Source organism: Streptomyces sp. NPDC086549 (assembly GCF_044746205.1).
GTDB lineage: Bacteria > Actinomycetota > Actinomycetes > Streptomycetales > Streptomycetaceae > Streptomyces.
On sequence record NZ_JBIVBS010000015.1, the window covers coordinates 248,503 to 267,209 of the forward strand.

Sequence of the window (18,707 nt, forward strand, 5' to 3'; positions counted from 1 at the left end):
CTCCTTGCGCTCCCGCGGAAACTTACTTGCCGCCCGACTAGTAAACTTACTTGACGCCCGGCTAGTTGCGCGGCTAACTTCCCAGTGTAGTCAACTAGCCGGGCGGCAAGTAAGTAGCGGTCGCTGGGGGAGTGGGAAAGATGGCGGACACACAGATAGCCCAGGCGGGCCCGGAGACGCTCCAAGGGGCGCCCGGCGAGCAGGGCAAACGGCAGCGGAGCGTGCGGGTCGTCCTGCTCGCGCTGATGATCGCGATGATGCTCGCGATGCTCGACAACATGATCGTGGGCACGGCGATGCCGACGATCGTCGGTGAGCTGGGCGGACTGGAGCACCTGTCCTGGGTGGTGACCGGTTACACGCTGGCCACCGCGGCGGCTACCCCGATCTGGGGCAAGCTCGGCGACATGTTCGGGCGCAAGGGCGCCTTCATGACCTCGATCGTGATCTTCCTGGTCGGCTCCGCGCTGAGCGGCATGGCCCAGAACATGGGCGAGCTGATCGGCTTCCGGGCCGTTCAGGGGCTCGGCGCCGGCGGTCTGATGGTCGGCGTCATGGCGATCATCGGTGACCTCGTCCCGCCGCGGGAGCGTGGCAAGTACCAGGGCATGATGGCCGGCGTCATGGCGCTGGCGATGATCGGCGGTCCGCTGGTCGGCGGCACCATCACCGACAACTGGGGCTGGCGCTGGTCCTTCTACATCAACCTGCCGCTCGGCGCCGTCGCGCTGCTCCTGATCAGCGCCGTGCTGCACCTGCCGAAGAAGCGGACCAAGGCGCGGATCGACTATCTGGGCGCCGGACTGCTGACCGTCGGCATCACCTCGATCGTGCTCGTGACCACCTGGGGCGGCTCGGAGTACGCCTGGACGTCCGCGCGGATCATGGAGCTGATCGCCATCGGCGTCGTCACCCTGGTCGGCTTCGTGTTCTGGCAGACCAAGGCCGCCGAGCCGGTCCTGCCGCTGCACATCTTCCGCAGCCGCAACTTCACGCTGATGTCGCTCATCGGCTTCATCACCGGCTTCGTGATGTTCGGCGCCACGCTGTTCCTGCCGCTGTACCAGCAGTCGGTGCAGGGAGCCTCCGCGACCAACTCCGGCCTGCTGCTCCTGCCGATGCTCGGCGCGATGCTCGTGACCTCGATGGTCGCCGGGCGGGTCACCACCAACAGCGGCCGCTACAAGGTCTTCCCGATCGCCGGCGGTGTCCTGATGATCACGGGCCTCTACCTGCTGTCGCTGATGGACACCGGCACCTCCCGGTTCACCTCCGGCGTGTACATGGCCGTCCTCGGCCTCGGTATGGGCTGCCTGATGCAGATCACCATGCTCGTGGCGCAGAACAGCGTGGAGATGAAGGACATGGGCGTCGCGTCCTCGTCGACCACCCTGTTCCGTACGCTCGGCTCCTCCTTCGGTGTCGCCATCATGGGCGCGCTGTTCAACCACCGGGTCCAGGACGTCATGGCCGAGCGGGCCGGTGCCCTCGGCTCCAAGGTCACCGAGCAGTCCGCCCAGCTGGACGCGGCCAGCCTGGCCAAGCTGCCGGCGGCGGCCCGCGAGGCCTACCAGCACGCGGTGTCCGCCGGTACGCACTCGGCGTTCCTGCTGGGCGCGGTGATCGCGGTGATCGTGCTGGTGGCGTCGCTGTTCGTGAAGGAGGTCCCGCTCCGGGGCGGGCCCCAGAAGCCGGAGTCCGCGGCCGACGGCGGCGACGCGACGCCGGGGCCGGTGATCGAGGCCGTCTGAGCCGACCCTGAGCCGAAGGCCCCCGGATGGTGTCCGCCCCGGGGGCCTTCGCCGTGCGCGGACCCGATGTCAGTGCCCCGTGCCACCATCGCCGTATGGACAAGATGCGCCAGTTGCGCCTGGCCAAGGACGCCATGGACCGCGACTGGGCCGATCCGGAGCTCGACCTGGACGCGGTGGCGGCGCACGCCGGGTACTCGCGGTACCACTTCATCCGCGCCTTCAAGGAGGCGTACGGCGAGACGCCCGGCCAGTATCTGACCCACCGCCGCACAGAGCGGGCGGAGGACCTGCTGCGCACCGCCAACCTGTCGGTGACCGAGATCTGCCACCTGGTCGGCTTCAGCAGCCTGGGCACCTTCTCGACCCGGTTCAAGGCATGGACCGGGCTCACTCCCAGCGAGTACCGGGCCAAGCACGTGGGGCGCGGGGCCGCGCTCATACCGGGGTGCTACGCCATGCTCTGGGCGGGCGGATTCAGAAGCGGCCCCGGCGGTGCCCGGCGCAATTCTGGAGAAGCGGACCGATAGCCCGGCTGCCTACGGTGGCGGAGCAGACAGCCCACCCCCGCGGACAGGAGCGCACCATGATCAAGGGACTCAGGATTTCGACCGTCTGGGTACTCGACCAGGACCGGGCCAAGGAGTTCTACACGCAGAAGCTGGGCCTCGAAGTCCGTACGGACATGTCGATGGGCGACGGAGGGATGCGCTGGCTCACCGTCGGCTCCCCGGACCAGCCCGACGTCGAGCTCACGCTGATGGTGCCCGGCCCGCCGGCGATGGACCCCGAGTCCGCCGAGATGGTCAAGAAGCTCGTGGCCAAGGGTGCGCTGGGCGCGGGTGTGCTGACCACCGACGACATCCACGGCGACTACAAGAAGCTCAAGGACCGCGGCGTGGAGTTCCTGCAGGAGCCGCAGGAGCGCCCCTACGGCACGGAGGCGCTCTTCCGCGACGACTCCGGCAACTGGTTCTCCTTCACCCAGCCCCGCGAGGGCGGCCTCGACATGGACAAGGACTGGACCGGCTGACCCACGGGGGCGGGCCGCGGGAAGGCGTGGCAAGCGAGCCGACCCGGCCCGGCCGGCAGAGTCCTTGCTCTCCGGCACCCTGATCGTCGGCCTCGCCGCGCACCGCGCGGGCCCTGCCCTCTGAGCGGCCCTGGGGTCACGTCCCGCCCGGCGGACTACGGCCGACTACGGCGGACCCGGCCGCCGCGTGCCTGTCGCACACGGCCCGCGGCCGCGCTACGGCACCATCGGATAGCTGCCCGTGCTCGTCGGTGCGTGCTCCGGCAGCCACAGGACGGCCACCGCGCCCTCCGCCGGAACGTGCTCCGGCGCCCCGGCGGGGCGTACGTTGCGGAACGTCAGGCGGGCGCCGAGCACCCGGGCCTGCCCGGCCGCGATCGTCAGCCCCAGACCGTGTCCCTTCCCGGCGCGGTCCTTGCTGCCGGTGCGGAAGCGGCTCGGTCCCTCGGCGAGCAGTTCCTCGGGGAAGCCGGGGCCGTGGTCGCGGACCCGGATGACCCGGCCTTCGACGATGACCTCGATGGGCGGCTTGCCGTGCCGGGCGGCGTTGGTGAGCAGGTTGAACAGCACCCGCTCCAGGCGTCGCGGGTCGGTGGTGACCTCCGACTCGTGCACCACGTGGACGACGGCCGCCGGATCCTTCGTGGCCACGCGCCGGGCGACGAACTCGCCCAGCATGATGTCCTGCAGCTCGGCCCGTTCGGAGGCGCCGTCGAGGCGGGCCACCTCCAGGACGTCCTCGACGAGGGTGCGCATCGCCTTGGCCCGGTCGAGGACCAGTTCGGTCGGGCGGCCGGGCGGAAGGAGTTCGGCGGCGGTCAGCAGGCCGGTCACCGGGGTACGCAGCTCGTGCGCGATGTCGGCGGTGACCCGGCGCTCGGCCTCCAGCCGCTGCTGGAGCGTGTCCGCCATGGCGTCCACCGCGCGGGCGAGGTCGTCGGTCTCGTCCCGTACGACACCGCCGATGGCGTCCCGTACCCGGACGTCCGGCTCGCCCCTGGCGACCTGGTTCGCGGCGGACGCCGCCTTGCGCAGCCGGCCCGACAGCTGCCCGCCGATGAGCACGCCGAGCGCGCTGCCGCCGAGGACGACCGCGATGGAGCCGATGACCAGGGCCTGGTCGAGGTCCTTCATCACGTTCGTGCTGCGGTCGGTGAAGTGGCTGTGCAGCGACAGGACGTGTCCGCCCTTGACCGGGACCGCCGCCCAGATGTCCGGCACGTCGCCGCCGTGGTCGGTGACGTACGTGGCCCGGCGGCCCGCCTCGACCTTCTCCCGCAGCGCGGGCGGCAGGTCCGGGTCGTCGACCTCGATGTTCGGGAAGTTCGGCCGCCGGAGCAGGTCGTAGTTGCGCTGGGCGATCTGCAGGCGCTCGTCCGCGAGGTCGCGCGCGTTGTCCAGCATCGACACCCGGGCGGCGTTGTGCACGACCAGGCTGAGCGCGATCGCCACCAGAGCGCCGACCAGCGCGATGGCCGCGCTGAGCTTCCACCTGAGCCCCGTGCGGATGCCCGCGCGCTCCATGCGCCGTCCGAGCGGTCGTCGAATGATCCCCCGCATGCCCGCCGCCCCGCTCAGGCCTTCAGCTTGTAGCCGAAGCCGCGGACCGTCTCGATCCGGTCCTGGCCGATCTTCGTGCGCAGCCGCTGTACATGCACGTCGACGACGCGCGTGTCCCCGCCCCACCCGTAGTCCCACACGCGTTCGAGCAGCTTGTCGCGAGAGAGGACCGTGCCCGGCGTCGAGGAGAACTCGAGGAGCAGCCGCATCTCGGTCGGGGTGAGCGCCACCGGCTGTCCGGCCCGGCGCACCTCCATGCCCTCCGTATCGATCTCCAGTTCGCCGAACGTGAGCACGCCCCCATCGACCGCCGAGGGGTCGGCACTCGCCTGCGCGCCCCCGCCCGCGTGCCCGAAGCGGCGCAGCACCGCACGGATCCGGGCGACCAGGACCGCGCCGTCGAAGGGCTTGGTCACATAGTCGTCGGCGCCCGCCTCCAGGCCCAGGACGACGTCGATGGAGTCGGCCCGCGCCGACAGCATGATCACCGGAACCGTCGACTCGTCGCGGATCCGCCGGCACAGGCTCACCCCGTCCAGGCCCGGGACCATGACGTCCAGGAGCGCGATGTCGGGGCGGTTCGCGCGGAACGCCTCCAGGCCCGACAGCCCGTCGGGCATCGCGGTGACCGCGAAACCGTCCCGCTCCAGGGCGAGCTGGGTGGCCTCGCGGATGACGTCGTCGTCCTCGACGAACAGGACATGGGTCTGATCTGCCATCCCGCTGCTCTCAGTCCTCGTGGGGTTCTCGTGCCGTCACTGAGGTGACGTATGGATCGTGCGCCGGGTTCACTTCAGCCGGACGGCACCGGCGAAGGATCGCCACCGAGAGCGTTGCCGTAGTCGGTGTGGTGGTAGTCCTCCTGGACGAAGCGCCCCGCCCTCCAGCCGTATGTGATCACGTTCTCCGCGGACGGATTCGACAGGGGGTCGCTCTTGTCGTACACCTGCTTGGTCACCATCAGGTCGCCCCGGTCTATCTCCGCGTAGACCGGGGACTCCTCGGCCGTGAACACGTTCTCGTATCTGCCGCTCTCCTCGCGGTACACGTACGCGCCGACGCCCACGCCGTCGGCGCAGGTCAGCACGTTGATCACGATGTCCTTGGCCGGGCCGCCGGTCAGATCGCCGTACGTCACGTCGACCGAGTCGTCGTCGCCGCACGGCTTGAGATACCGCTTGACCTCGGGCGAGACCTGCGGGTCGTGCTCGACGAGGGCGACCGCGTCCACACGTTTGTAGGTGTACGCGGGGCTGGGGGCGGGGGCCGGGGAGGCCACCGAGCGCGCCCCCGCCCCCGAGTCGGCGTGTGCCGGGCCCTCGTCACGGGCGCCGGTGCCGCCGGTGCCGCAGGCGGCGGCGAAAAGGCCGAGGGCGGCGAGCACGGCCACTGCCGTGATCGCCGCCTGGTAGACCCCGCGAGCCGCCATGGGCTCCTCGTCGGTCAGGCCGCGCACCGCTCCCGCTCCTCACGCTCGAGCGCGCGTGCGTCCAGATCGCGGGCCTCCAGCTCCTCGCGGAGCCGGGCGAGCGCCCGGTGCAGCGTGCTCTTGACCGTTCCGGCCGACATGCCGAGGGCGGCGGCCGTCTCTTCCGTGGACATCTGCTCCCAGTGTCGCAGGACGACGACACTGCGCTGCTTCGGAGCGAGCACCTTCATGATGTCCATGAGGAGCGCGCGGTCGGCGTGCTGCTCGGTGGAGTCGTCCACGCAGGCGTCCGGCAGCTGCTCGGTGGGGACCTCCTCCAGCTTCCGGGCCCGCCACCACTCGGTACGCGTATTGATCATCACCCGGCGCAGATAGGCGTCCGCGAGGCGTTTGTCCGCGATGCCCTCCCAGCGGCCGTACGTCCGTACCAGCGCCGTCTGGAGCAGGTCCTGGGCGTCGACCGGATCCGGGACCAGCCGGCGGGCGCTGCGCAGCAGCGCGTCCTGCCGAGTGCGGACGTACTCCTCGAATTCGAGCACCTCGCCCTGCGCCATGATCAACCGCCTCCGTTCCCCGTTTCCGCCGGCCCCGTGCCGGTCGTTCCGTGCCTGCGGTGGTCATGCCGGGCACAGGTATGAAGCTACGGAGGTGTTGTCACGGGGCTGTCCGAAGCAGCCTTCGGCTAGCACTCGGCTGTCCGTCGGTTGTGTAACGGAAGTAGGTTCGGGGTAAAGGGAGCGGGTGAATTGCCCTTATATAGAGGGGTTTGTGTGGTGAGGTGGCTGTGAAACAGCCTCCCCGCTCTGTGACTTGTCTGTGCGTCAGCTCAGCGGGAGCCGATAGAGGCCGCCCTGCAGCGGCTCCACCAGACCGTCGGCGACGAGCCCGTCCAGCGCCCGGGCGCGTTGCACCGGCTCGTGCCACACCCGGTCCAGGGCCGCCTGCGGCACGGGGACGTGCGCCTCGCGCAGTACGGCGAGGAGCTTGCCCCGGACCTGACGGTCCGTACCGGCGTACGTCTGGCCGCGCCGCGGCGGGCCCTCGTGCTCAGGCTTGCCCGCGAGCCGCCAGGCGCACTGGTCGGCGATCGGGCAGCGCGGGCAGGTCTCGTTCTTCGCCGTGCACACCAGGGCGCCCAGCTCCATGGAGGCGGCGGCCCAGCGGGCGGCGGTCCCCTCCTCCTCGGGCAGCAGCTCGCGGGCGAGCCTGCGTTCCGCGGCTGTGGTGGCGTTCGGCGGGTACTGCACACCGGTGACCGCGCGGGCGAAGACCCGGCGGACGTTGGTGTCCAGCACGGCGTGCCGCTGCCCGTAGGCGAAGGAGGCCACCGCGGCGGCGGTGTACTCGCCGATGCCGGGCAGCGCGAGCAGCTGTGCGTGGTCCGTCGGTACGTCGCCGCCGTGCCGCTCCGTTATGGCGACCGCGGCGCCGTGCAGGCGCAGGGCGCGGCGCGGGTAGCCCAGCCGGCCCCAGGCGCGGACGGCCTCGCCGGGGGCCTCCTCGGCCAGGTCGGCGGGGCGGGGCCAGCGGGCCAGCCACTGCTCGTAGACCGGCAGGACCCGGTTGACCGGGGTCTGCTGGAGCATGAACTCGCTGACCATCACGCCCCAGGGGCCCGCCTCCGGGCGGCGCCAGGGGAGGTCGCGGGCGTGGGTGTCGAACCAGGCGATCACGGGGGCGTGGAGCTTCTCAGTCATGGCCCTTCCGATCCTGCCACGGGATGGCCGGGCTTGGTCCGTGGCGGCGCCGGGGCGGGGCGTGCGGGGCGCCAACGGTGTTCCGCCGGCGGTAAGTTGCCGGAGGGATGATCCGAAAAGTTGGTTTCGCGGCGGCGGGTGGCGCAAGCAAGCGGGCCGATCTCTCGTAAAGTTTGCGCCGTGGGATCTCTGCGCAATCCGATCGGGCCGCTTCCCTCCTCCATCTACTGGCGACGGAGGGTCGTCATGCTGTCGGCGGTCGCCGTCCTGGCGCTGCTGATCGCCTGGATCGCCACCGCGGGCGGCGGGGGCGGAAAGAAGGCCGCCGGCGGGTCCAACGGCAAGAATCCCGCGTCCACGATCACGGCTGGGCCGACGCCTTCCGGGTCGGCGATCAGCCAACACCCCGGCGGGCGCGACGAGTCGGGGAGCGGGGGCTCCGGCGGAAGTGACGCCGGGTCGGGGGGCGGGGGCGACTCCGGCTCGACGGACGGGAGCGGTTCGGGCGATTCGGACGGTTCGGGCGGCGGTTCGGGATCCGATGCCGGTTCCGACGCAGGTTCCGATTCCGCTTCCGGCGGTGGCAGTGTCGGTACGGCGGCCACGCTGCCGGCCTCCTCCGGGCTGCCCAACTGCACATCCAAGGCGGTCACGTTGAGCCTGCGCAGCAAGCACAACTCGTACTCGCCGGACCAGACGCCCGCCTTCGAGCTCACCGCAAAGAACTCGTCGTCCAGTGACTGCAAGGTCGACCTCGGGCCGAAGAGCGCGGTACTGACGATCACTCAGTCCGACGACAGCGACGCGTACTGGTCGTCGGCCGACTGCCCGAAGGGCGCCGGAAGCCTGGTGTACCGGGTGCCGGCGGGCAGCGACATCACCTACACGGTGAAGTGGGACCGCAAGCCGAGTGCTCCGCAGTGCGCCACGCCTCCGGCGGGCTCGGCCAAGGACGGGACGTATCTGCTGGAGGCGAAGGCGACGGGGTTCGCGAAGGCGCAGACGTCGTTCGTGCTGTCGGCCGACTAGCGACTGCCCGCTGCCGGGGTGCCCGTGCGAGTGCGGTGACTGCGGTTCCCAGGGGCGCGGGGAACCGCGTGACCAGCCACGACGCACCCGCGGCCGTGGACGGACCCGCGGCCGTGGACGGACCGCGCCGCCCCCGAATCAGACGTAGCGCTCCAGGATCGACGACTCCGCAAGCCGCGACAGACCCTCACGCACGCTGCGCGCCCGTGCCTCGCCCACGCCGTCCACGGTCTGGAGGTCGTCCACGCTCGCGGCCAGGAGCTTCTGCAGGCCGCCGAAGTGCTCCACGAGACGGTCGATGATCGCGCCCGGCAGCCTCGGCACCTTGGCCAGGAGGCGGAAGCCCCGCGGGGACACCGCCGAGTCGAGGGCCTCGGGGGAGCCGGTGTAGCCGAGGGCGCGGGCCACCGTGGGCATCTCCAGGAGCTCGGCGTGGGAGAGGGCGTCGAGCTCGTACAGGGCCTCGTCGACCGTGCGGGAGCGCTTGGCGGTCGGCTCGGGGACGTAGTCCCGGACCACCAGCTCGCGCTCCGGCTCCACGCCCGCGATCAACTCGTCCAGCTGGAGCGCCAGAAGGCGTCCGTCCGTGCCCAGTTCGACCACGTATTCGGCGATTTCGGTGGCGATGCGGCGCACCATCTCCAGGCGCTGCGCGACGGCGGACACGTCGCGGACCGTCACCAGGTCCTCGATCTCCAGTGCCGACAGCGTTCCCGCGACCTCGTCCAGGCGGAGCTTGTAGCGCTCCAGCGTGGCCAGGGCCTGGTTGGCGCGGGACAGGATCGCCGCCGAGTCCTCCAGGACCCGGCGCTGGCCGTCGACGTACAGGGCGATCAGACGCATCGACTGGGAGACGGAGACCACAGGGAAGCCGACCTGCTTCGAGACGCGGTCCGCCGTGCGGTGCCGGGTGCCCGTCTCCTCCGTGGGGATCGTGGGGTCCGGAACCAGCTGGACGCCCGCCCGCAGGATCTTCGACAGGTCCGACGAGACCACGATGCCGCCGTCCAGCTTGCACAGCTCCCGCAGCCGCGTCGCCGAGAACTCCACGTCGAGGACGAAACCGCCGGTGCACATCGTCTCGACGGTCTTGTCGGAGCCCAGCACGATCAGTCCGCCGGTGTTGCCGCGCAGAACCCGCTCGAGGCCGTCACGCAGGGCCGTACCGGGTGCCACGGCGCGCAGCGAGGCGCGCATCAGGCCATCGGAACCGGCACTCCCACCGGACTTTCCGGGAGCTGCTGCCCGGTCGTTGGCTGCCACTGCACTCCTCCGGTCGCAGGTTCTGGGGCGCTGCCGTACGCGCACTCGGTTCGTACGGACGGGCGAGACCAGGGCAAAGTCTACCGGCGGTCCTCAGCCTCCCGTGGGGCCTCTCGGCGACGGGAGCGGGGAAGGACCCTGAGCGCGTCCCCTATGTCGGCGACTTCCAGGACCTTCATACCGGGAGGGATCTTGCCCGGGTCGCCCGGCACGAGCGCGTGCGTGAAGCCCAGGCGGTGTGCCTCCGTGAGCCTGCGCTGCACCCCCGTGACCCGTCTGACCTCGCCCGCGAGACCGACCTCGCCGATGGCGACGAGGTTCTTGGGCAGCGGGGTGTCGCTGGCCGCGGAGGCGAGGGCCAGGGCGATCGCGAGGTCCGCGGCCGGCTCCGAGAGCTTCACTCCGCCCACCGTCGCCGAGTAGATGTCCCGCTTGCCGAGCGCGCTGATCCTGCCCCGCTGCTCCAGCACGGCGAGCATCATCGAGACCCGGGACGTCTCCAGGCCGGAGGTCGTGCGGCGGGGCGACGGGATCTGGGAGTCGACGGTCAGCGCCTGGACCTCCGCCACCAGCGGGCGGCGGCCCTCCAGGGTCACCGTCAGGCAGGTGCCGGGGACCGGTTCGTCACGACGGGTCAGGAAAAGTCCGCTCGGGTCGGCGAGGCCCGTGATGCCGTCGTCGTGCAGTTCGAAGCAGCCGACCTCGTCCGTGGCGCCGTACCGGTTCTTGACGCCCCGCACCAGCCGGAGGCGCGCGTGCCGGTCGCCCTCGAAGTGCAGCACGACGTCCACGAGGTGTTCGAGGAGGCGCGGTCCGGCGATGGCCCCGTCCTTGGTGACATGGCCCACGAGGAGCGTGGACATGCCCCGCTCCTTCGAGGCGCGGATCAGCGCCCCCGCCACCTCCCGCACCTGGGCCATACCGCCGGGCGCCCCGTCGATCTCGGGGGAGGCGACCGTCTGCACGGAGTCGAGGATCAGCAGGGACGGCTTCACCGCGTCCAGGTGGCCGAGGACGGCCGCCAGGTCGGTCTCCGCCGCGAGGTAGAGATGGTCGTCGATGGCCTTGATGCGGTCGGCGCGCAGCCGCACCTGGCTCGCCGACTCCTCACCGGTCACATAGAGCGTGCGGTGCTCGTCGCTCGCGGACTTCGCGGCCACGTCGAGCAGGAGCGTCGACTTGCCCACGCCGGGCTCGCCCGCCAGGAGCACCACCGCACCGGGCACCAGTCCGCCGCCGAGCACCCGGTCCAGCTCGGGCACACCGGTGGAGCGCGCGGTGGCCTGCCGCCCGTCGACCTGGCCGATCGGCACCGCGGAAGTGGTGACACGGCCCGGCGCCGTCGTCCGCACCGCCGGCGCGCCGTACTCCTCGATCGTCCCCCACGCCTGGCACTCGGGACACCGGCCGAGCCACTTGGCCGTCTGCCAGCCGCACTCCGTGCAGCGGTAGGACGGGCGTTCCTTGGTGGTCTTGGTACGGGCAGCCATGCGGAAACCGTAGCCGCCGCCACTGACAACGCGGGCACCGGCCGCCGGGCGGGAGCGGGGCCGGCCCGGCCGCGTGCCGTCACGAACGGGCTACGGAATGAGAGGTTCCTGTCCCCTTATGAGGGATCGTTTCACCCGTACGGATTAAAAGCGCTCAAGGTGGAAGAAGGGCCCATCCCGCGCCGCCTACGGTCGCACGGGTGACGAGCAGTCCGGAGACCTCGACCCGCACCACCGGCGCACACCGGGCGCACCGGGAGGCGCGTGACCGTGCTGCGGCGCGCGCGCCGGCGCCTCGACCGCCGACGCGCTACGAGCCGTATCTGGACGGTCTGTTCACCTACTGCCTGTCGGTGCTGTGCGACCACGACGCGGCGACCGCCGCGCTGGGCGACGCGCTCGCGCTGGCCGAGCGGCGCGGGCAGCGCGTCCCGGACGCGGCGGGGGACCGCCGGGCCTGGCTGTACGCGCTGGCCCGATGGGCGTGCCTGCGCAAGCTGGCCGAGGCCAAGCAGAAACGTCAGGCCACCCACGCGGCAGGCCGCCCGGCACCCCCGAAGCACGGCCCCCAGGCCGCCGACGCGCCCGTCTCCGACCAGATCCAGGAGCAGCGGCGGCGCGAACTCACCCTGCTCGCCTGGCCCGAGGCCGCCGGGACCACCCCGGAACAGCGCGAGGCACTCGAACTCGCCGTCCGGCACCACCTCGCCGCCCACGAGGTCGCCGCCGTCCTCGGCATGGACCAGGCCGTCGCCCGCGAGCTGCTGGCCTCCGCCGCCTGCGAGGTGGAGCGCACGCGTGCGGCCCTCGCCGTCGTCGAGACCGGCAGCTGCCCCGGTGTGGCCCTCCTCACCGGGGACAACCAGCTCGTCCTCAGCACCGCCGTACGGCGTGAGCTGGTACGGCACGTCGACGACTGCCCGCGATGCCGCCGGACCGCCGAACGCGCGGTTCCGGGCCGCTGGCCCGGAGCCAGCGTCACGCCCGCGGAGCTGCCCGTCCTGGAGGCACCCCGCGCCGCCCTGCACGTCGCCCTGGCCCACCACCCGCGCGCGCGGGGCGCGGCGGTTCCGCGTTTCGACCGGCGCGGCTTCCCGATGGACCCGAAGGACCGGGCCGCCCGCCGTGACCGCCTACGCGCGCGTGCCGTGACGACGACCGTAGTCGCCACCGTCGTCGCCGCCCCAGTCTTCGCCCTGTGGGCCGCCTACCGGGGTTCGCCGACCGCGGAGGGCCAGGAGGCCCGCGCCGCCACCGCCAGCGAGGCGCACGGCCCCGACAGCCTCGGCGGGGACCCGGTCGGCGCCTACGAGAACGCCGGGAACGCCGGTGTCAGACCCGGCGCCCGCCTCGGCAGGGACGGGCGGGCCGACGTGTCCGTGGAGGTCATCAGCGTCGCCGGGGCCGGGGAGAAGGGTGCGGCCCGGCTCGCGGTGTCGGCCGGAAACAGGGGCGACACCACCCTGATCACGCTGACCGCCTCCGGCCCCTCGCCGGTCCGCTGGTCCGCCTCCACCGCGGCCGCCTGGATCCACCTCAGCCAGTCCGCGGGAACCCTCCAGCCCGGCGAGTCGTTGACGATCAAGGTGTACGTCGACCATCTGCGCGAGCCGTCCGGCCACTGGAGCGCCCAGGTGGCGGTGTCACCGGCGGGCGCGGTCGTCTCGATCGAGGGTTACGGCACCGTACCCACCGGCCCCACGGCCCCGGGCAACCCGCCCCCGCCCCCGACCTCGGCCCCGGACCCGACGCCCACGACCTCGCCCCCCACCGATCCCCCGCCCAGCGACCCGCCGACCCCCGACCCGACCCCGACACCCACCGCCCCGACCCCGACCGACTCCGCGACCTCGACCCCACCCCCGCCCGACAGCGGCGACCCGACCCCCTCGGGCGGCTAGGGCCGTGACCGGCAGCCGGTCAGTCCACCGGATCCGCCGGGTGCGGTGCCAGCAGTGGGAGCCGGGACGCCAGCCGCTCCTCGCACAGCTCGACCAGACGGTCGTAGCCGGCCTTGCCCATCAGTTCGGTCAGCTCGGCCCGGTAGGAGACGTACACGGGGTCGCCCGCGCCGTGCGCCGACGTCGCCGATGTGCACCACCAGTGCAGGTCGTGGCCGCCCGGACCCCAGCCCCGGCGGTCGTACTCACCGATGGAGACCTGCAGGACACGCGTGTCGTCGGGCCGGTCGATCCAGTCGAAGGTCCGCCGGATCGGCAGCTGCCAGCAGACGTCCGGCTTGGTCTCCAGCGGCTCGCGGCCCTCCTTCAGCGCCAGGATGTGCAGCGAGCAGCCCACGCCACCCGCGAAACCGGGGCGGTTCTGGAAGATGCAGGAGCCCTTGTACGGACGGGTCTGGCGGGAGCCCTCCTCGTCCTCCGAGACCCAGCCGTGCGCCAAGCCCTCGTCGTGGTTCTGCCAGATGTCAGGGGTCAGCCGCGCCACGTGCTCGGCGACCCGCTTCTCGTCGTCCTCCTCCGAGAAGTGCGCGCCCAGCGTGCAGCACCCGTCGTCCGCCCGGCCCGCCTGGATGCCCTGGCAGCCGCTGCCGAAAATGCAGTTCCAGCGAGAGGTCAGCCATGTCAGATCGCACCGGAATACCTGCTCGTCGTCCGCCGGATCAGGGAATTCCACCCACGCTCGTGCGAAGTCGAGCCCCTTCTCGTCGGCCGCCGACTCCTTCTTGGGCTTCTTCGCTGGCTTCACCTGCGAAGAACCGCTGGAGGATTTGGCTGCCTTGTGGTCCTTCGCCTTTTTCGTCTTTGGCACCCGTCCAGGGTAAGTCGCCCGAGACGGCTCCGGGGACGGTCGAGCTGCCAGGTGGCAGTAGCGTTTCGTACATGAGACTCGGTGTCCTCGACGTGGGATCTAACACGGTGCATCTGCTGGTGGTGGATGCGCACCCGGGCGCGCGCCCGCTGCCCGCGCACTCGCACAAGGCGGAGCTGCGGCTCGCGCAACTCCTCGACGAGGACGGGGCCATCGGCCCCGACGGGGTCGACAAACTGATCGGTGTCATCCACGACGCGCTCCAGGCCGCCGAGGACAAGGGTGTCGAGGACCTGCTGCCGTTCGCCACCTCCGCGGTGCGCGAGGCCACCAACGCCGACGACGTCCTCGCGCGCGTGAAGGCCGAGTCCGGGGTCGAGCTCCAGGTCCTCACCGGTGCCGAGGAGGCCCGGCTCACCTTCCTCGCCGCCCGCCGCTGGTTCGGCTGGTCGGCCGGGAAACTGCTGGTCCTGGACATCGGCGGCGGCTCCCTGGAGATCGCTTACGGCATCGACGAGGAGCCGGACGCCGCCGTCTCGCTGCCGCTCGGCGCGGGCCGGCTGACCGCCGGCTGGCTGCCCGGGGACCCGCCCGGCGCGGAGGCGATAAGGGCCCTGCGCCGCCATGTACGGGCCGAGATCGCCCGCACGGTCGGGGAGTTCAGCCGGTTCGGCGCCCCCGACCACGTGGTCGCCACCTCCAAGACCTTCAAGCAGCTGGCCCGCATCGCCGGCGCCGCCCGCTCCGGCGACGGCCTCTACGTCCAGCGCGAGCTCAAGCGGGAGTCCCTGGAGGCCTGGGTGCCCCGCCTGGCCGGCTTGACCGCCGCTCAGTGCGCGGATCTGCCCGGCGTCTCCGAGGGCCGCTCCGGCCAGCTGCTGGCGGGGGCGCTGGTGGCCGAGGGGGCGATGGACCTGTTCGGCGTCGAGAACCTGGAGATCTGTCCCTGGGCGCTGCGGGAGGGAGTGATCCTGCGGCGTCTGGATCACATGGGTTCGGCCTGAACCTGCGGCCCGGATCCGCGCCCCGGAAGGGGCGCGGGGCGGTGAGCGTGCGGCTCCGCCGCGTGGGTGCGGCGGGCCGGCGGCGGCCCACGGCCGCCCATGGGGAAAGTCACAACGGCGAATAGAGACCCGGCGTCCTGCCGACCCCACCCCGTAATCTGTCTCCGTGGCAGATCCAAGGGACGTGGTCCGGATTCCGGATGCGAAGGTCGCCCTGTCGACGGCCTCCGTCTACCCGGAGTCCACGGCGACGGCCTTCGAGATCGCCGCGCGCCTCGGGTACGACGGGGTCGAGGTCATGGTGTGGACCGACCCGGTCAGCCAGGACATCGAGGCGCTGCGCCGGCTCAGCGACTACCACCGGATGCCGATCCTGGCCGTGCACGCCCCCTGTCTGCTGATCACCCAGCGCGTGTGGTCCACGGACCCCTGGGTCAAGCTCCAGCGCGCCCGGGCGGCCGCCGAGAAGCTCGACGCCAGTACGGTCGTCGTGCACCCGCCGTTCCGCTGGCAGCGCCAGTACGCCCGTGACTTCGTCGCCGGGATCTGGCGGATGGCGAACGAGACGGACGTACGGTTCGCCGTCGAGAACATGTACCCGTGGCGCTACCGCGACCGCGAGATGCTCGCGTACGCCCCCGACTGGGACGTGACCAAGGACGACTACCGCCACTTCACGATCGACCTCAGCCACGCGGCGACGGCGCGCACGGACGCCCTGGAGATGGTCGACCGCATGGGCGACCGGCTGGGCCACGTCCACCTGGCGGACGGCAGGGGATCGGCGAAGGACGAGCACCTGGTCCCCGGCCGCGGCAGCCAGCCCTGTGCCGAACTGCTGGAGCGGCTCGCGCTCACCGGCTTCGACGGGCACGTCGTCATCGAGGTCAACACCCGGCGGGCCATGTCCAGCGCCGAGCGCGAGGCCGACCTGGCGGAGGCGCTGGCCTTCACGCGCCTGCACCTGGCCTCGGCGGTGAAGGTGCCCAGGCGATGACCGGGACCACTCCGCACCGCACCGACGCGACCTCCCGGCGCCGCGGCCGCCCCCCGCGCACGGAGTCCGCGGACACCCGCGACCGCATCCTGACCGCGGCCCGCGAGGAGTTCTCCGAGCGCGGCTACGAGAAGACGTCGGTGCGCGGCATCGCCAAGGCGGCAGGCGTCGACTCCGCGCTGGTCCACCACTACTTCGGCACCAAGGAGCAGGTGTTCGAGGCGGCCATCGCGGTCGCCTTCGCACCCGCCCTCAACGCGCCGGCCGCGGTCGCCGACGGCCCCCTCGACGGGGTCGGCGAGCGGCTCACCCGCTTCATCTTCGGCGTCTGGGAGAACCCGACCACCCGGACGCCGCTGCTGGCGATCGTCCGCTCCGCCGTCAACAACGAGACCGCGGCCGCCGTCTTCCGACGTCTCATCGCCTCCCAGCTGCTGCGCCGGATCGCCGCACAGCTGGACCTGCCGGACGCGGAGCTGCGCGCCGAGCTGGCGGCGGCTCAGATAGTGGGGTGCGCGATGCTGCGGTACGTGATCAAGGTGGAGCCGCTGGCCTCGGCCGACCTGGAGCAGATCGTGGCGCGGGTGGCGCCCGTGGTCCAGGGGCACCTCACGGCTCCCTGACCGTCGGCTCCCTGGACCTGACCGTCGGGTTCCCGAGATCCGACCGTCGGGTTCCCTGGGTCCGACCAGCGGGTTCGCGAGACGCGCGTCCCGCATTCCGGACACCTCGTCCCGATCCCTGGATGACCGGCGTACGCTCGTTGGCAATCAGAAGTCTCTCTGATCGCAGTCTCTGAAGGAGCGAGCGAGATGCCCGAGCTGAGGTCCCGCACAGTCACCCACGGCCGCAACATGGCGGGCGCCCGCGCCCTTATGCGCGCCTCCGGTGTACCCGGTGCGGACATCGGCCGGAAGCCGATCATCGCGGTCGCCAACAGCTTCACGGAGTTCGTGCCGGGCCACACCCACCTCCAGCCGGTCGGCCGGATCGTCAGCGAGGCGATCACGGAGGCGGGCGGCATCCCGCGCGAGTTCAACACCATCGCCGTCGACGACGGCATCGCGATGGGCCACGGCGGCATGCTGTACTCCCTGCCCTCCCGCGACCTGATCGCGGACAGCGTGGAGTACATGGTCGAGGCGCACTGCGCCGACGCCCTGGTCTGCATCTCCAACTGCGACAAGATCACCCCGGGCATGCTGCTGGCGGCCCTGCGCCTGAACATCCCGACGGTCTTCGTCTCCGGCGGACCCATGGAGGCCGGCCGCGCCACGCTCGTCGACGGTACGGTCCGCACCCTCGACCTGGTCGACGCGATCTCCGACGCCGTGAACGACAAGATCTCGGACGAGGACATCCTCCGTATCGAGGAGAACGCCTGCCCGACCTGCGGCAGCTGTTCCGGCATGTTCACCGCGAACTCGATGAACTGCCTGACCGAGGCGATCGGCCTCTCCCTCCCCGGCAACGGCTCGGTCCTCGCCACCCACACGGCCCGCAAGCAGCTGTACGTCGCCGCGGCCCGCACGGTGATGGACATCACCCGCCGCTACTACGAGCAGGACGACGAGACGGTCCTCCCGCTCAACGTCGCCACCTTCGCGGCCTTCGAGAACGCCATGGCGCTCGACATCGCGATGGGCGGCTCCACGAACACGATCCTGCACCTGCTGGCCGCCGCCCAGGAGGCGGGCGTCCCCTTCGGCCTGGAGCAGATCAACGAGGTGTCCCGCCGCGTGCCCTGCCTCGCCAAGGTCGCCCCGAACGTCGCGAAGACGCGCACGTACTACATGGAGGACGTGCACCGGGCCGGCGGCATCCCCGCCCTGCTCGGCGAGCTGCACCGCGGGGGCCTGCTGAACGAGGACGTGCACGCGGTCCACAGCCCGTCCCTGGCGGACTGGCTGAAGACGTGGGACGTGCGCGGCGGCTCCCCGTCCCCGGAGGCGGTGGAACTGTGGCACGCGGCCCCCGGCTGCGTCCGCTCCGCCGAGGCCTTCTCCCAGTCCGAGCGCTGGGAGGCGCTGGACGACGACGCCGAGGGCGGCTGCATCCGCTCGGTCGAGCACGCGTACTCCAAGGACGGCGGCCTGGCCGTCCTCAAGGGCAACCTCGCGGTCGACGGCTGCGTGGTGAAGACGGCCGGTGTCGACGAGTCCATCTGGACCTTCGAGGGTCCGGCGGTCGTCTGCGAGTCGCAGGAAGAGGCCGTCGAGAAGATCCTCAACAAGCAGGTCACGGACGGCGACGTGGTCGTCATCCGCTACGAGGGCCCCAAGGGCGGCCCCGGCATGCAGGAGATGCTCTACCCGACGTCCTTCCTCAAGGGCCGCGGCCTGGGCAAGACCTGCGCCCTGATCACCGACGGCCGCTTCTCCGGCGGCACGTCCGGCCTCTCCATCGGCCACGCGTCCCCCGAGGCGGCCTCCGGCGGCACGATCGCCCTCGTCGAGGACGGCGACCGCATCCGCATCGACATCCCGGGACGCACGATCGAGCTCCTGGTCGACGAGGCCGAGCTGGCGCGCCGTGAGCAGGCGCTGGGCGGGGTGTTCGCACCGAAGAACCGTGAGCGGAAGGTCTCGGCCGCGCTGCGGGCGTACGCGGCGATGGCGACCAGCGCGGACAAGGGCGCCGTGCGGGACGTGACCAAGCTGGGCTGAGACTCCGGCCGTGCCGCAG

17 protein-coding genes are annotated in these 18,707 nt (G+C 71.7%); 9 read left to right on the forward strand and 8 right to left on the reverse strand.

Annotated elements, in window-relative coordinates; translation table 11 throughout:
* The first annotated feature begins 140 nt into the window (after window positions 1-140).
* The 3 genes from ACIPSA_RS37850 (at window position 141) to ACIPSA_RS37860 (ending at window position 2,784) form a co-directional block, all read left to right on the forward strand.
* Complete coding sequence (locus ACIPSA_RS37850; RefSeq protein WP_402643210.1) at window positions 141-1,751, forward strand: MDR family MFS transporter; 1,611 nt, start codon at window positions 141-143, stop codon at window positions 1,749-1,751.
* Window positions 1,752-1,855: 104 nt separating this feature from the next.
* Window positions 1,856-2,281: a helix-turn-helix transcriptional regulator gene (locus tag ACIPSA_RS37855; RefSeq protein ID WP_402643289.1), complete on the forward strand. Its 426-nt coding sequence runs from the start codon at window positions 1,856-1,858 to the stop codon at window positions 2,279-2,281.
* A 56-nt stretch (window positions 2,282-2,337) separates the two neighbouring features.
* On the forward strand, window positions 2,338-2,784 hold the full coding sequence (locus ACIPSA_RS37860; protein ID WP_402643213.1) for a VOC family protein: 447 nt from the start codon (window positions 2,338-2,340) through the stop codon (window positions 2,782-2,784).
* Between the two features lie 216 nt (window positions 2,785-3,000).
* Here the strand turns inward: ACIPSA_RS37860 and cseC are convergent, their stop codons facing one another.
* The 5 genes from cseC to ACIPSA_RS37885 form a co-directional block, all read right to left on the reverse strand.
* Entirely contained in the window at window positions 3,001-4,362 is a 1,362-nt protein-coding gene (gene cseC / locus ACIPSA_RS37865) for a two-component system sensor histidine kinase CseC (protein ID WP_402643291.1), read from the reverse strand.
* Window positions 4,359-5,063, reverse strand: coding sequence for a two-component system response regulator CseB (gene cseB, locus ACIPSA_RS37870; RefSeq protein WP_402643214.1), 705 nt, complete (start codon window positions 5,061-5,063; stop codon window positions 4,359-4,361). Before cseB ends, cseC begins: the two co-directional genes overlap by 4 nt.
* Before the next feature lie 74 nt (window positions 5,064-5,137).
* Window positions 5,138-5,800, reverse strand: a complete 663-nt coding sequence (locus tag ACIPSA_RS37875; protein ID WP_402643217.1) for a hypothetical protein — start codon at window positions 5,798-5,800, stop codon at window positions 5,138-5,140.
* A complete protein-coding gene (locus ACIPSA_RS37880; protein WP_132856486.1) occupies window positions 5,788-6,327 on the reverse strand; it encodes a SigE family RNA polymerase sigma factor in 540 nt (179 codons plus the stop codon). Before ACIPSA_RS37880 ends, ACIPSA_RS37875 begins: the two co-directional genes overlap by 13 nt.
* Before the next feature lie 267 nt (window positions 6,328-6,594).
* Complete coding sequence (locus ACIPSA_RS37885) at window positions 6,595-7,470, reverse strand: A/G-specific adenine glycosylase (protein ID WP_402643219.1); 876 nt, start codon at window positions 7,468-7,470, stop codon at window positions 6,595-6,597.
* A gap of 180 nt (window positions 7,471-7,650) precedes the next feature.
* Between ACIPSA_RS37885 and ACIPSA_RS37890 the strand changes: the two genes are divergently transcribed.
* Window positions 7,651-8,499 carry a hypothetical protein gene (locus ACIPSA_RS37890; RefSeq protein WP_402643220.1) on the forward strand — a complete coding sequence of 283 codons (849 nt, stop codon included), beginning with the start codon at window positions 7,651-7,653 and terminating at the stop codon, window positions 8,497-8,499.
* Window positions 8,500-8,637: 138 nt separating this feature from the next.
* Here ACIPSA_RS37890 and disA read toward each other — a convergent pair whose 3' ends face one another.
* Together disA and radA are read right to left on the reverse strand one after the other, a co-directional pair.
* Window positions 8,638-9,762, reverse strand: a complete 1,125-nt coding sequence (disA, locus tag ACIPSA_RS37895; RefSeq protein ID WP_402643223.1) for a DNA integrity scanning diadenylate cyclase DisA — start codon at window positions 9,760-9,762, stop codon at window positions 8,638-8,640.
* An 80-nt stretch (window positions 9,763-9,842) separates the two neighbouring features.
* Window positions 9,843-11,252 carry a DNA repair protein RadA gene (radA, locus tag ACIPSA_RS37900; protein ID WP_402643226.1) on the reverse strand — a complete coding sequence of 470 codons (1,410 nt, stop codon included), beginning with the start codon at window positions 11,250-11,252 and terminating at the stop codon, window positions 9,843-9,845.
* Window positions 11,253-11,452: 200 nt separating this feature from the next.
* Between radA and ACIPSA_RS37905 the strand changes: the two genes are divergently transcribed.
* A complete protein-coding gene (locus ACIPSA_RS37905) occupies window positions 11,453-13,153 on the forward strand; it encodes a hypothetical protein (RefSeq protein WP_402643228.1) in 1,701 nt (566 codons plus the stop codon).
* Window positions 13,154-13,172: 19 nt separating this feature from the next.
* Here ACIPSA_RS37905 and ACIPSA_RS37910 read toward each other — a convergent pair whose 3' ends face one another.
* Window positions 13,173-14,021 carry a hypothetical protein gene (locus ACIPSA_RS37910; RefSeq protein ID WP_402643230.1) on the reverse strand — a complete coding sequence of 283 codons (849 nt, stop codon included), beginning with the start codon at window positions 14,019-14,021 and terminating at the stop codon, window positions 13,173-13,175.
* 71 nt (window positions 14,022-14,092) lie between these two features.
* Between ACIPSA_RS37910 and ACIPSA_RS37915 the strand changes: the two genes are divergently transcribed.
* From ACIPSA_RS37915 to ilvD, 4 genes are all read left to right on the forward strand, one after another.
* Window positions 14,093-15,025 (forward strand): Ppx/GppA family phosphatase, encoded by a 933-nt coding sequence (locus ACIPSA_RS37915; RefSeq protein ID WP_402643232.1) that lies wholly within the window; start codon window positions 14,093-14,095, stop codon window positions 15,023-15,025.
* Between the two features lie 166 nt (window positions 15,026-15,191).
* Window positions 15,192-16,022, forward strand: a complete 831-nt coding sequence (locus tag ACIPSA_RS37920) for a sugar phosphate isomerase/epimerase family protein (RefSeq protein WP_402643234.1) — start codon at window positions 15,192-15,194, stop codon at window positions 16,020-16,022.
* Entirely contained in the window at window positions 16,019-16,645 is a 627-nt protein-coding gene (locus ACIPSA_RS37925) for a TetR family transcriptional regulator (protein WP_402643237.1), read from the forward strand. Before ACIPSA_RS37920 ends, ACIPSA_RS37925 begins: the two co-directional genes overlap by 4 nt.
* A 189-nt stretch (window positions 16,646-16,834) precedes the next feature.
* Complete coding sequence (ilvD, locus tag ACIPSA_RS37930; protein WP_402643239.1) at window positions 16,835-18,688, forward strand: dihydroxy-acid dehydratase; 1,854 nt, start codon at window positions 16,835-16,837, stop codon at window positions 18,686-18,688.
* Window positions 18,689-18,707 lie beyond the last annotated feature (19 nt).